The following is a 13261-nucleotide window of genomic DNA, read 5'->3' as shown; positions in this document are numbered from 1 at the left end:
GCGGTGTGTGCTCGTCTCGGGACATAAAGCGAGGATCTTCGCCCATCCGCCCACCATGTTTGCGCGGGTGATCCGAGTCCTTCACCGGGCGCTGCGGAAGCCCGGGGCCGGTGAAGGCAGGTCACGCGTCGGCACCGGGCCGCCGCCCGATGTTCCCGGCAGGGTTCCTCCGACAAGGATCAGGAGCACAGATGAGCACGCAGAACATCGCGCCGAGCGTCGAACCGCCCCAGAACGACGTCGTCGACGAAGCTGACGACCCGTTCCGGCTCGACATCACCCTCATCGAGAACACTCCGGCGACCGAGACGGTGCTGATGTGCAGCACCGGGGACAACTGCGGGAGTTCCTGCCCGAGTGCCTGCACCACCTCGTAGCCCAGGAAGGCGGCCGGGGGCCTGAGCCGAACGGAGCCGTCCGTTCGGCCCACGTGCCCCTCCTTCACGAATGGAGTGCGGGTGATGACGCGCTTACGACACAGCATGTATCGGGGTGCCGGCGAAGGGATACTGCGAGCCGCAGTGAACCTCGCGGGTCCGGACATGCCCTCCTGGCCGGGGCCGGCAGCGCTGCCCGAAGACTGGCGTTCGTGGCTGGGCGTGGTGTGGGCCGACGACACGTTCCGGAGGGCTGTGTCCGATGCCAGCCCCGATCTCGACCGGCAGGTTCGGGCGATCCTCGACGGGCGACCGGCGACGGCGCGCCGGGCGCGCCGGGCGGCACTGGCCACCGCCCGATACGCGATCAGGTACGCGCGCCGCTCCACGCCATTCGGCTTGTTCGCCGGCGTGGTGCCGGTCGAGTTCGGCGGTGCCACACGGGCACGCATCGGCGACCGGCACCGGGTTGTCGTCCGACCGGACCCCGTGGCGCTGGACGCGGCGATCGGGGAGTGGGAGGCGGACGGCGAGAGGATGGCCGAGGTCGACGTATGCGCCAACAACCTGGCCCGTCAGAGGGACGGTCGCGTCCACATCCCGTCCGAGGGCGCTTCGGAGTTCTCACTCGCGCTGACACCTGCGGTCGCGCTGGTCCTGGACGCGGCCCGCGCACCGATCCGTTACTCCGCCTTGGCGGACAAGCTCTCCGCCGAATTCCCCGATACGGACGAGCGCCACCGGACCCGGTTGCTGGAACAGCTCCTACGGGTACGGCTGCTGCGGTCGTCGTTGCGTGCCCCCGCCACCCTCGTCGATCCCACCACTCTCCTGCCGCCCGCCCTGCGCCGGATCACTCGCGCCCAAACGACGGCGCCGGATGTGCGACTGGACGCCTCGGTCCGTTTGCCGACGGCCGTGGAGACGGAGGCGGAGACCGCCGCGACCATCCTGACCAGGCTCGCCACGCACCCGACGGGGACAGAGGCATGGCGTCGCTACGCCGAGCGGTTCGCCGACCGCTTCGGCGAGGGCGTCGAGGTGCCGCTGGATCTGGTGACGGATCCCGACAGGGGCCTGGGCTTTCCCGAGGGATTCAACCACGTCTCCGAGCCACCCCGCCCGATGACCCGCCGGGATCGGCTGCTTCTGGAATTGGCAGGTACCGCCGCCGTCGAAGGCACCCGGTCGGTGGTGCTCTCCGGCGCCATGATCGAGCGATTGGAGGCCGCAGCGGGCAAGCCCACTTGCTGCCCGCCCCACCTCGAACTGTGTGCGCAGGTCCAGGCCGCCTCCAGGCAGGCCTTGGACCGTGGGGACTTCCGACTTCGGGTGGCCACGGTCTCCCGCGCGGCCGGGTCGATGACGGGCCGGTTCTGGCACCTGTTCCCGCAAACGGGTTCGACATATGCCGCCTTGCCCGCGGTTGAGTCCCACGCGGAAACGGCCCAGTTGTCGTTCCACGCCGGCCGCGTCTCGGCCGACCTGCTCACCCGCGCCCCGCAGGTCCTGCCCCGGCTGGTCAGCGTCGGCGAGTTTCGGTACCGGGAGGAAGGGGTGCTGTTCCCGCCCGACCTGGTCGTCGGTATCCGCGACGGTCGCCTCCATCTGGCCGAGGCCGCCACCGGGACGCACCTTGAGCTGCTCGCGGCGACCGCGATCAACTTTCTGTGGAACAACTACACCCCGCCACTGGCCCGGTTTTTGGCCGAGATCGGCCGCGCCGGGACCCCGCAGGTGACGTGGTTCGACTGGGGCGCCGCGTGGACACTTCCGTTCACGCCCGCACTGCACTACCGACGTTCGATCCTTGTACCCGCCCGATGGAAGCTACCCACCCGGACGCTGCCCGGCTCCACCGCCACGTTGGACGAATGGGCAGAGGAACTGCACGCCTGGAGGGGACGGTTCCGCGTGCCGGACCGGGTGCTCTTGGCACAGGACGACCAGCAACTGCCGCTCGACCTGTGCCATGACATGCACCTGGACCTGCTGCGCACGCACCTCGCAGCCGCCCCGACCGGCGTCGCGGTCCTGTATGACGCGCCGCCGCGGGATGCAGACGGCTGGATCGGTGGACGTGCCCACAGCATCGTCATCCCGCTCAGGGCACACCAATGAAGGCGACGGCCATCCCGCACAGAACGCAGGACCTGTCCGAGGGACCTCTGGGGGTAGCCCTCCTTCACCTCGAACGCGGTGACCTCGCTTCCGCGCGCGGCAGTCTGGCCCGTGCGGTCGCGGGCGGAGTGAGCGCCGGAGGCAACGCGTCGTTGTTTCATGGTGCCCCTGCGCTGGAGTTCGTGCTCGGCTGTGCCGGACGCACCGATGGTGACGTACGAACCGCCGTCGACCGCATCGTGACCACCCGACTTGCCGCAGCGCGTCGGCGGCAGGATTCCGGAGCACTGCCGCATCTCGCGGAGTTCGACCTCATCCGGGGCCTGAGCGGTTTGGGCGCGCTCCTTCTGACCCGCAACGGTGACACGTCGCTGTTGGAAGAAGTGCTGACGTACCTGGTCTCTCTGTCGCGGCCGGTCCTCGTCGACGGCTGCGTACTGCCGGGCTGGTGGTCGGACACCGGTCCCGCCGGCCAGGAGATGGACGGTGGACACGGCAACAATGGTGTCGCGCATGGGATCGCCGGCCCCTTGGCGGTGTTGTCCCTCGCCATCCGGCACCGAGTCCACGTGCCGGGACAGCGCGACGCCATAGAGGTGTTCGCGCGCTGGCTGGACAAGTACGGCCACTGCTACTGGATCACCCGCGACCAATTGGCCGCCGACGGGCCACCTGTCGCCGTGGCCGCGCGTCCGTCCTGGTGTTACGGAGAACCGGGCATCGCCCGGAGTCGGCAACTGGCCGCGATCGCCCTGAACGACCAGGCTCGTCGACTCGCCGCAGAGGACACCCTCGTGCGCACGCTGGCCGATCCGGAGCGCCTGGTACGGATCTCCGACTCCTCGCTGTGTCACGGCTGGGCCGGCCTGCTGACCCTCGTTCGTGCCCTTGCCCACGACAGTTCCGATTCGGCCCGGTTCACGTCGCTGATCGAAGACTTGGACAAGCGCCTGGCCGCCGACCCGGACCGGTTGTCCAAGCCCGGCCTCATGGAAGGCCGGGCCGGCGCGCACCTGGTACTCGAGGGCACGAACACCACCGCGTGGACCCGCGCCCTGCTCATCTCCTGACCCACCGATCATTCGCCCCGAGCCCTACGACCGAGGAGCGCCCACCCCCGTGGACATCGACGACGTGTACCTCACCGCCGAGAAGGGTTGGTGGCATGCCACCGTGATCTTCCCGGTTGGCAACGGAGTGAGTCCGGAGGCCACCAGGGCTCTGTCATGCGCACTGCGCGACCAGCGGTTCCACTTCCTCCGCAAGGACGAGGGGTTGAGACTGCGTACTGAGCGCTCCGCGGCGCTCCTGCTGGACGGGCTCGCAGCCGACGGGGTGATCGGCGGCTGGGTCGGCGGCGTCTACGAGCCGGAGATCGAAGTGTTCGGCGGCCCCGACGGCATGGACGTCGCGCACGATGTGTTCTGCGCGGACAGCCGTGCCGCCCTGGCCGAGACCGGAAACCCGGGTGCCAGGGAACGCTGCGTTCTGTTGCTGTCCGGCTTGAACCGGGCGGCCGGCCTGGACCCCTTCGAGGTCGGCGACGTCTGGGCCAAGCTGGGCTTCCTGCGGCCGACCGTGACCGCGCCCACCGGCCTCCCACGCGAGCGGGCGATCACGGCCATGCGGCGTCTGATGAATGCCGACTCCGCCCGGCGACCGGACGCGGAGCCCGGCTGGGCCGAGCGCGTCGCCGCGTTCGAGGACGCGGGCCTTCGGCTCGCACGACTGGCCGCCGCTGGGCGACTGACGCGGGGGCTGCGTGCGGTACTCGCGCATCACGCGGTCTTCGCCCTCAACCGCGCCGGTGTGCCCGTCGACGAGCAGGCGGCGACGGCATGGCTGGGCCGTCAAGTCGCCTTCACCGGTGCGGATGAGGCGGACGTGTCCACCGGCCGGTACACCTCTCCGGCCCCTACCCTCACTCGGATGGAGAGCACCCTGAGCCCCGCGACCGACCCCGCCGAGCTGCGCGAAGCGCTCGTGAACCGCCTCATCGACAGCGGCCACCTGCACACCTCCGCCGTCGTCACCGCCTTCCGGGACACCGAGCGGCACCGGTTCCTTCCCGGTGTCGACCTTCAGACCGCATACGTGGATGACGCGGTGCCGATCAAGCACGACGACAGCGGCGAGATGATCTCCTGCATCTCCGCACCCTCGATCGTCGCCACCCAGATCGAGCAACTCGGCGCCGAGCCGGGCCACAAGGTCCTGGAAGCCGGAGCCGCGACCGGCTACAACGCCCATCTGCTCGGACAACTCGTGGGCCCCGACGGCCACGTGTGGACCGTGGACGTCGACCAGGACCTCGTCGACCGCGCTCGGAAGAACCTCGCGCAGGCCGGAGCCTCGAACGTGAGCGTCGTCCTGGCCGACGGCGCAGCCGGCCTGCCCGAACACGCGCCCTTCGATCGCATCCACTTCACCGTCGGCGCCGGCGACGTGCCCATGCGGATCCTCGACGAACTCGCCCCCGGCGGACGCCTGGTCCTCCCGATGCGCATCCGCGGCAGCATCTCCCGCAGCTTCGCCTTCGAACGCGACGGCCGGACCTGGAAAACCGTCTCGTGCGAGATGGCCACCTTCGTGCCGCTGCGCAAGGGCGTCTGCGACGACGTCTACACCCTTGTGCCCATGGAGGGTGAAGGGAACGTGCGCCTGGAGACCTTCAGCGAACAGGACGTGGACCGCGACGCGATCCGCACTGTCCTCGACCACCCCTCCGCCAAGGTCTACTCCGGCGTGAAGTTCCGCCAGGGCGACCCGTGGGAGTGGCTGTACCTGTACCTGGCGTCGGTGCTGCCCAACGGCCTGTCCCGCATGCCCGGATCCCGTCCCGGCTTCACCCCGCACTTCGGATGGGGCTCCATGGCCGCGCTCGACGGGGACACCCTGGCGTACCTGACCGTGCGCGAAGGCGAGGACGAGCAAGGCAGGTTCTGGGAGATCGGCGTTATCGGCCACGGCCCGCGCGCTGCCGCGCTCGCCGAGCAGGTTGCCGGTGAGATCGGCGAGTGGGACCGCGGCTGGGGCAACACCGCGCCCGAACCCGGGTTCCGTATGGCCGTCGGCGACGCCCGCGACCAACTGACCGCCGCTGAACCGCGCTTTGTCGTCGACAAGACCCACAGCCGCCTCGTCGTCGACTGGCCACGCAGGAGCTGAGCCGATGATCCCCGCCATTGCAGCTCGCATCCCCCTGGTGCGCCGGCCCAAGGCGCCCGGGTTACCCCTGGCCGAGCGCATCAACGAACTCACCGCGCTGGCCATCCCGCCTGCCGACGCGGGTCATCGTGTTCTGGTGGCCCGCGCGAGTGGGGTCCTCAACTACGCTGCGCTGATCGCGTCCGACGTCGGGATGCCCGACCTGGCCGCGCAACTGTGCTGGAGGCAGCACCGCGTCTTTGCCGAAGCCGGACGCCTCACCGGGGACATCGCCGTGATGGCGCTCATGCCGGTGGTGAACTTCGCCCGACTCCTGATCCGCGAAGGTGACGGGGAAGGCGCCTACGAGGTCCTCGCGCGGTTGTACCGCGCCGCCCAACGACGCGGTACAACCGAAATCCGAGACGAGGCGGTCAACCTGTCACTGCTGACCGGCACGGACGCGGACCACCGGAAAGTTTGCGAGGAACTGTGGGTGACGGTGCTGATCGACGGTGCCAGGGCTCTGGCACGGATCGGCCGATGGACCGAGGCTGCCGAAACCATGGCCGCATACCGCGGCGTCGGCAACCGGCTGCTCGACGGCCGCCAGATCATGATCATGTCGATGATGGAACGCGGCCTCGACTGTCAGGCCCGCGCCGTGATCGAAGCCACCGTCCCCGCCGAACCGTGGGAGAACGTCGTCGCGGCCCTCCTGCGAGCCTGCTGCCGGCCCCGGCAGCCCGAGCCTGACCTTGCCCTGATGGAGGTACTCCCGGTTATTGCCCCACCCGACCCGGCGACCGCCGCCTTCCAGGCCCGAGTCGGGCTCACCGCGCTCGACCTGTGCCCCGAATCCATGAGCTCCGACGCCGCCTTCGTGCGCGCCGCTCTCGCCGATGTCGCCGTCCTCGACGCCTACGCCGCCCGCGACGTCTTGACCCACGGCCCGCTGCGTTCCCGCCTGAGCGGTGGGCAGACGCGGGAACTTCAAGCCGTACTGACCGCATCGGGGCTCGGTGCCGGAAGTCTCGCCGCGGTGCACGCGCATGCCCTTGCCGCAGCCGTGGATGCGGCCGAGAGTGCACTCCGCAGGCAGCTTTTGACGCGCCCATCGGACGATCGTGTCGTCGCGGACAACAATGCCGGGCCTCCTCCTCGACCCCATGATGTCTGTCGGTAGGGATTTCTACACTCTGCGTGATGAATTCGAGTCCGTGTCTTCCCTTCCCATACACAGCCCTCGCTGATCCGGCTCGTACCGACGGCGCGATCAGGAGACCGCAGGCCGAAGCCGGGTTTTGCCGGCCATCGGGGGCGTCTCGATGAGTGGTGAAGAAGGTGCCACGGCACCGAACCGGCGCGTCGGGTCCGGTGCGGGCGGAGTCTTGAACGTCGTCGGCGCCCACCTCTACCTGGAGGATTCCCGGGGGCGGGTTCTGCTCGGGTTGCGGCACCCCGATTCCCTATACGCGCCCTCGACCCACCACTTCCTGGCCGGGCACTGCGAGCAGGAGTCCGCCGTCGCCTGCCTCGTGCGCGAGGCCCAGGAGGAAGCCGGACTGGTGATCCACCCCGACGACATCGAGTTCGCACACGCCGTCCACCTCATGGAGCCACCGGGCACCCGACCCCGCATGCAGATGATCTTCAGGGCCCGGCGGTGGACGGGCACACCCGAAGTCCTCGAACCCGACAAGTGCCTCGGCTGGGGATGGTGGCACCCCCATGACCTGCCGGACCCGACCGTCCCCTACACGCGCGCCGCGATCCAAGCCATTCGAGCCGGCCGCCTGTATACCGAGCTCGGCTGGACCTGACACCGAGCACGTGCCCCGTCCGCGCAGAGAGGTCTCCCGCCCGTGAGCGAGCATGCACCACCCGCCCCTGTGACCGTTCCTCCGTCGCCTGGATACCGAACTACCGGGGCGCCGACGACCCGCCCACCGAAGACCACCGCCCCGAATCAAGCAGCGACGACCGCCGGTCGCAGGGCTGGGCCGAAGTGCGCCCACCCGGACGCCGGCCCGTCGGAGGGTGAGAATTGAGCGCGCCGGACCGACACGTGGAGCCCGTGGACGTCCACTTGATCCTGCGCCGCGACGGCGCCGCTGGGCCGCAGGTGTTGCTGTCGCGGCGAGCGGGGGCGGTGTATGCGTCGGGCCTGTGGCATCTCCCGTCGGGCCACCTCGACGGCCCGCACGAGGACATCGTCGACGCGCTCCTGCGGGAGACGACGGAGGAGACCGGCGTTCTCGTCGACCCGGCCGATGTCCGCGTCGCCGCCACGGTGCACCATCGCAGCCCGGAAGGGGGCGCCCGGGTCGGATTCTTCTTCGAGGTCCGGCGATGGCACGGCACACCGCAGGTCATGGAACCGGCCGTGTGCGACGCGATGGGCTGGTACCGCCTCGACGCGCTGCCGGCACCGATGGTGGCCTACTGCCGGGCCGGACTCGACACCTACCGGGCCGGCGGCCGGCTCGCCGTGCACTTCCAACTCCCCGGTGATCCGATCGCGTACGACGCCACGAAGGCCCGGCTGCGCATGGTCCCCGCCGTCGGTGACGCGGGCGCGGCACTGCCCGGGAGGGCCGCACGGATGCCGGCCGAACGTCCTGTTGAGAAGGGGAGCGGGGCATGACGGAAACCACGGGCCGGCTGCACGGTGGAGACGCCGACGCGGGGGAGCCGGATGCTGATACCCCGACCCGGGAGACGTTGACGTTCGACCACCCGGGCGGCGACAGCCTGGAGTTGGCCGAGCTGCTGACCGGCCGCAGCATGGCCCGCCGGTTGCCGTCGCTGATCCGCCGAACGTTCGCCCTGGCGTGGGAGGTCGACCGCACGGCGGTCGTGTGGCTGTTGGCCTGCCAGCTCGTGTCCGGAGTGTCCGCCGCATTGGGATTGTTCGCCACCACGGCCGCGTTCTCCGTGCTCATCGACACCGCCCACGACCCCGGTCGGCTCGGCGCGGCGGTCCCGGCGGTAGCGGTACTGGCCGGCGCCGCAGGCTTGCGGGCGTTGTTGGGCATCGTGATCCAGGGCTTGTCCAACAGGCTCTCGCCCCGGATCTGCCGCGAGGCGGAGTACAGGATGCTGGAGGCGGCGACCAACGCCGAACAGGCCGCCTACGACCACCCCGGCTTCAACGACAGATACGACGCGGCCGAACGGGGCGTGGACGTCAGCCAGGACATGATCGGGCAGTCGCAGAACTACATCTCCTCCCTGGCCACCCTCGTTGCCGCAGGCGTGGTGCTGGCCACCCTGTATCCGCTTCTGCTACCGCTGCTCCTGCTGGCGGCCGTCCCTCAGGCCATGGCCGCGATCCGCGGCGAGCGCGTTACGTACCTGGCGGTTGTGGCCACCCACAAGGACCGCCGGGTGATGTCCATGCTGCGCTGGCACTTGATCGCCAAGGAACAGGCCGACCAGGTTCGCACCGACACCCTGGCCCCCTATCTCCTCGACAAGTACAAGGCGAGCGCCAAGCGGGTGGAGGCCACCAACGACCGAGCGGCCTGGGAGCGGGCGAAGATCGCCGTGGTGGGCGCCGTCGCCACCGGACTGGTGTCCGCGGTGGTGTGGGGCGCGGTGGTGCTCCTGCTCGGGACCGGACGCATCTCCGCAGCGTCCGCCGGTACGGCGATCTTCGCTCTGCGGTCGGCGGGCACCGGACTGCAGGGCCTGGTCGGCTACGGCCGCGACCTGCTCCGGACCGGCCTGTACCTCGACGACTGGGAACGGTTCGTCACCGAAGCGGCGGGAGAACGCCTGAAGCGCGGCGACATCGTCCCGGACCGACCGCGGCACATCGCCCTTCGCGATGTCGTCTTCCGCTACCCCGAGGCCGACCGGGACACCCTGCGCGGCGTCGACTTCGATGTCCGCCAAGGAGAGATCGTGGCCGTCGTCGGCGAGAACGGTTCCGGCAAGTCGACCCTGATGAAACTGCTGTCGGGGCTCAACCTGCCCACCACCGGCACTGTTACCTGGGACGGGGTCGGCGTCGCGGACCTGGAGGCGCAGGCGATGTGGAAACAGACCTCGGTGGTTCCCCAGGTCTTCGCCCGCTGGCCCGTGACCGCGCGGGAGAACATTCATCTGGGCCAACCCCGCAAGGAGGGCGAGCGAGCCGTGCTCGCGGCGGCCCGCGCCAGCGGCGCCGACGACGTGATCCAGACCCTGCGTTCCGGAATGGGCACCCTCCTGGCTCGGGAGTGGTGGGGCGGCGTGGCCCTTTCCCCGGGACAGTGGCAACGCATCGCCGTCGCCCGAGCGATCCATCGCGATGCCGGTCTCTTGATCATGGACGAGCCGACCTCCGACCTGGACCCCCGCGCCGAGCACCGGATCTTCACCGGTCTCCGCGCTCTCGCCGGCGACCGTGCGGTCGTGCTCGTCACCCACAACCTGGCCAACACCTCCGTCGCCGACCGCGTGGTCGTCATGGAAAAGGGCCGTGTCGTGCAGAGTGGCACCTTCCACGAACTGATCGGCCGACCCGGCCTGATGCAGGACCTGTGGCGCCTCCAGCAGGACCGGGACGCCTACCGGCCGGGAGGAGACTCGTGACCGACATGCATCGGAACACCCCTTGCCCGTACGTGCCGTCGACCAGAGATGAGCGCAAGCCCGTGTAAAGCGACGCCTGGACGAAATACGGCACGTATCACCTCCAAAGAGGGACCGAAGCCTTTGAAGTCAACTGTCTCACCTGCGGATTCCAGCCGACCGCTTCCGGTGCCGAGGCGTTGGGCGACGTCACCGTCCGCCGGGACCGTTCGGGTGAACTCCCCCGCCCGTTCGGTGAGGTGGTGGCGGGTCAGGGGTAGCCGGTCCCCGGAAGTCGCGGGGCGCCATGTTGCAAGCGAGCCTGGCGGTTCCCGGTTTCGAGCCCCCATCCTTCAGGAGTTGTCCCCATGTGTATGCGCCTCCGACCGCGTGCGGCTCTGGCTGTTACCGCCGGCGTCCTCGCTCTGTCCCTCGTCGACCTCGCCATCGCCACGGCGGCCCCGGGCGTGGTGATCATGAACCGCCTCGGCCAGGAGAAGGCCGTCTCCGATCCGCAGGCCGACCAGTGCCAACCCGGGCTCGGAACCGGCACCACGATTTCCAACAGGACCGAGGGCACGATCCTGCTGTTCCCCGACAGCAACTGCCAGACGAAGGTCTACGACCCGCTGGAGCCGAGCCAGACCCGAACCGCGCAAGTCGGCAGTTTCATGGCTTTGGACTGAGCCCCGTACCGCCTCGCCTGCTCACCGCTCCGGACCTCGCCGGACCCATGGGCAGGCGATGGGCGGCGTCGAGAACCCGGAACGGGGAGCCGGGTCGGGGGTACTCGTTGTCGGCCGAGGTTCCGGCCGTGGACAGGGCACCATCCCCGAGCCGGGTCCCGCCCCCGCCTCCACCCTGTCCGGGGCCGAGGTACGGGTGCGGGTCTCGGTCGAACTGCTGGACATGAAGCAGCACGTACGCCCATGAGCGGTACGTCTACCGTCCGCGTTTGGATCCCGTTACGAAGCTGCGGGCGGCATGGTGTTGGAGGGCCCCACCAGCGTTGGGGCCCTCCGTCTTGCATGAGGGCTAGTCGTCGAATTCGCCGTTTCGCGCTCCTGCCAGAAACGCGGCCCATTCGCGGGCGTTGTACCTCTGGACGGCTCCGTTCGGGTCGGCCGGGTTTCGCAGTGCCATTCCCCCATCGGGGAGTGCCGCGATCTCGATCCGGTCGTTGGGGTCGGCTCCAGGCGCGGTCAGCCAGTGCGCCTCGGATAGATCCAAGGCGTAGAGGTTCGCCTTGTCGTCCGAGGTCATGCCTGGACGAACCTTCCGGTCTTGGCGGCGTCGACGAACTCGTGCCAGGCAGAGGCGGATACGCGTGTGACGGGCAGATCCGTGTTCTTGCTGTCTCGGATCGCCACGGCGGCAGACCCGGGGATGACGCCCGTTTCAACGCAGTCTCCTGCGTTGGCGGTAAAGGAACTCTTCTTCCAAGTTATGCCGTCGAGGTCGAGGGCATAGACGTCGTTCAGGTCCATGTCAGGTCCGGTTTCTCTTGGCCTTGATGAGGGCACGGGTGTCGTCCGCGCTGAGCGCGACCTTCCCCAGGTTCTTGAAGAGCCTGTTCACGCGCACCAAGTCACGGGGATCGTTCATAAATACGCTACCGCTGACGCCTTCGGAGAACGCCACGTCGGGGTCGCCGCCGTCGTAGGAGAAGACGTTGAAGGCTCCGGTATGGGTACCTCCCGCACCTGCTGTGTACGGGATGATGCGGAGGTCGACGTTCGGGAGTTTTGTGATTTCCAGAAGGTGATCGAGAAGTTCAAGATGTGCCTCGGGGCCGCCGACCTCGAAGGTGACGGCGGCTTGAGTGATAACCGCTTCGACGAAGAGCGGCTTCGGCTCGTAAAGGCGGCGTTGCCGCATCGAGCGAACCTCGACCAAGCTGTCGATCTGGTCCGGGCCGAGGGCGCTCCATCCGAGACTCGTCACCTCCCGCGAATACGCCTCGGTCTGGAGATGGGCGGGGATCAGGACGGGTTGGTAGTCGCGGCGCAGGCGGGCGTCGGCCTCGTATTCGAGGACCGTGGCGTAGTTGGCCGACACGACCTCGCCGAAGGCGTACCACCATGGCGGCGTCTCATCGCGGGCCTGTTCCAGGAGTTCGCGTAGGTCGACGAGGTCTTGGCCCTCGATTCCGTAGAGCTCCACGAAGCGGTCGAACATCTGGTCCGTGCAGGTGCGGTCTCCGGTCTCGATCCTCGTCACCTGCGCCGCGGTGACGCCGATCGCGTCGCCCACCGCCTTCGCAGGGGTTCTTCCGCGCCGGGCGCGAAGTCGCGATCCGAAGTCTCGTCGCGCTCGAAGGTTGCCCGGGCCGCTCGTGGCCATGTCGTCCTCCCCGTCGTCGTCGCGTAGATCCGCCGTGCCTGCTACCGCCCAGCATCCCGGAGCCGCTGCGAGCCTATACACCGAGGTTCGATGGGAATGTTCCAGGAAGTATTCCTGGAAGTGACTTGACGCCATACCAAGGAGAGATGGAGTCTGTTTCCAGTCACCGACTGCGTTGTCATGATCACAAGACGCAGCAGTGTGCGATGCCCGTGCGACCCGCAGGGAGACCCGCATGGAACTGCCCGCTCAACGACTGGAACTCCCGAGAACCACGCTCGCCGCCAAGAGCGCCCGCCTGCACACCGATGCCGTGTGCGCTGCCGTCGGCGCGTTGTCCGACGACGATCCCCGCTCGGTGGTCGTCGAGTTGGTCACAAACGCGCTGGAACACACCGACGGATCCATCGACTTGTTCTGGTGGGTCGATGGAGAACGGCTGCTCTTCGCGGTGACGGATGACACTTTCGTGGTACTGGCCTGGAGGGCACCGCGCGCCGAGCCCGATGCCGATGCGGAGGACGGACGGGGGCTGGAGATGGCCCTCGTCCTGGCGCACGAGGTGGCCTACGGGCCGTGCCCGGGTGGCGGGAAATGGATCCGGGCGGCATTCGCCCTACCGGCGTCGTCCGCCCCCGAGACGCTCGCGGCGCGGCGTCGTGCTGCTCTTGGACGCCCGATCTGGCACGACGCCCCGCCCGCGGCGTCGTACA

At 69.0% G+C, this 13261-nt stretch carries 12 protein-coding genes; 9 read left to right on the top strand and 3 right to left on the bottom strand.

Annotation, left to right across the window (positions count from 1 at the left end):
- Positions 1 to 191 precede the first annotated feature (191 nt).
- The 9 genes from ACFRCG_RS07455 (at position 192) to ACFRCG_RS07415 (ending at position 10891) form a co-directional block, all read left to right on the top strand.
- The gene (locus ACFRCG_RS07455) at positions 192 to 377 is read left to right on the top strand and encodes an FxLD family lanthipeptide (RefSeq protein WP_380029763.1); all 186 of its coding nucleotides are present in this window, start codon (positions 192 to 194) and stop codon (positions 375 to 377) included.
- A 144-nt stretch (positions 378 to 521) separates the two neighbouring features.
- The gene (locus ACFRCG_RS07450; RefSeq protein ID WP_380029761.1) at positions 522 to 2498 is read left to right on the top strand and encodes a lantibiotic dehydratase family protein; all 1977 of its coding nucleotides are present in this window, start codon (positions 522 to 524) and stop codon (positions 2496 to 2498) included.
- Positions 2495 to 3568 (top strand): lanthionine synthetase C family protein, encoded by a 1074-nt coding sequence (locus ACFRCG_RS07445; protein ID WP_380029759.1) that lies wholly within the window; start codon positions 2495 to 2497, stop codon positions 3566 to 3568. The genes ACFRCG_RS07450 and ACFRCG_RS07445 overlap by 4 nt, the downstream gene beginning before the upstream one ends.
- A gap of 49 nt (positions 3569 to 3617) precedes the next feature.
- Positions 3618 to 5666 (top strand): methyltransferase, FxLD system, encoded by a 2049-nt coding sequence (fxlM, locus tag ACFRCG_RS07440; protein ID WP_380029757.1) that lies wholly within the window; start codon positions 3618 to 3620, stop codon positions 5664 to 5666.
- Between the two features lie 4 nt (positions 5667 to 5670).
- Complete coding sequence (locus ACFRCG_RS07435) at positions 5671 to 6831, top strand: hypothetical protein (RefSeq protein WP_380029754.1); 1161 nt, start codon at positions 5671 to 5673, stop codon at positions 6829 to 6831.
- Positions 6832 to 7036: 205 nt separating this feature from the next.
- Positions 7037 to 7468, top strand: a complete 432-nt coding sequence (locus tag ACFRCG_RS07430) for an NUDIX domain-containing protein (protein ID WP_380029752.1) — start codon at positions 7037 to 7039, stop codon at positions 7466 to 7468.
- 254 nt (positions 7469 to 7722) lie between these two features.
- The gene (locus tag ACFRCG_RS07425) at positions 7723 to 8292 is read left to right on the top strand and encodes an NUDIX domain-containing protein (RefSeq protein WP_380029750.1); all 570 of its coding nucleotides are present in this window, start codon (positions 7723 to 7725) and stop codon (positions 8290 to 8292) included.
- Positions 8289 to 10226, top strand: coding sequence for an ATP-binding cassette domain-containing protein (locus ACFRCG_RS07420; protein ID WP_380029748.1), 1938 nt, complete (start codon positions 8289 to 8291; stop codon positions 10224 to 10226). Before ACFRCG_RS07425 ends, ACFRCG_RS07420 begins: the two co-directional genes overlap by 4 nt.
- A gap of 347 nt (positions 10227 to 10573) precedes the next feature.
- Positions 10574 to 10891, top strand: coding sequence for a hypothetical protein (locus ACFRCG_RS07415; RefSeq protein WP_380029745.1), 318 nt, complete (start codon positions 10574 to 10576; stop codon positions 10889 to 10891).
- A 349-nt stretch (positions 10892 to 11240) separates the two neighbouring features.
- On the opposite strand, the gene ACFRCG_RS07410 is transcribed toward ACFRCG_RS07415, so the two are convergent.
- Genes ACFRCG_RS07410 through ACFRCG_RS07400 form a run of 3 tightly spaced genes read right to left on the bottom strand, consistent with a single transcriptional unit; the run spans position 11241 to position 12548 of the window.
- Positions 11241 to 11468 carry a DUF397 domain-containing protein gene (locus ACFRCG_RS07410; RefSeq protein WP_379997506.1) on the bottom strand — a complete coding sequence of 76 codons (228 nt, stop codon included), beginning with the start codon at positions 11466 to 11468 and terminating at the stop codon, positions 11241 to 11243.
- A complete protein-coding gene (locus ACFRCG_RS07405) occupies positions 11465 to 11692 on the bottom strand; it encodes a DUF397 domain-containing protein (RefSeq protein WP_379997504.1) in 228 nt (75 codons plus the stop codon). Before ACFRCG_RS07405 ends, ACFRCG_RS07410 begins: the two co-directional genes overlap by 4 nt.
- A gap of 1 nt (position 11693) precedes the next feature.
- Entirely contained in the window at positions 11694 to 12548 is an 855-nt protein-coding gene (locus ACFRCG_RS07400; RefSeq protein ID WP_379997502.1) for a helix-turn-helix domain-containing protein, read from the bottom strand.
- Positions 12549 to 13261 lie beyond the last annotated feature (713 nt).

The sequence above is a fragment of the Embleya sp. NPDC056575 genome (assembly GCF_042793325.1).
GTDB lineage: Bacteria > Actinomycetota > Actinomycetes > Streptomycetales > Streptomycetaceae > Embleya.
Note: the sequence above shows the minus strand (reverse complement) of the source record. Positions and strands in the feature narration are given on the sequence as shown.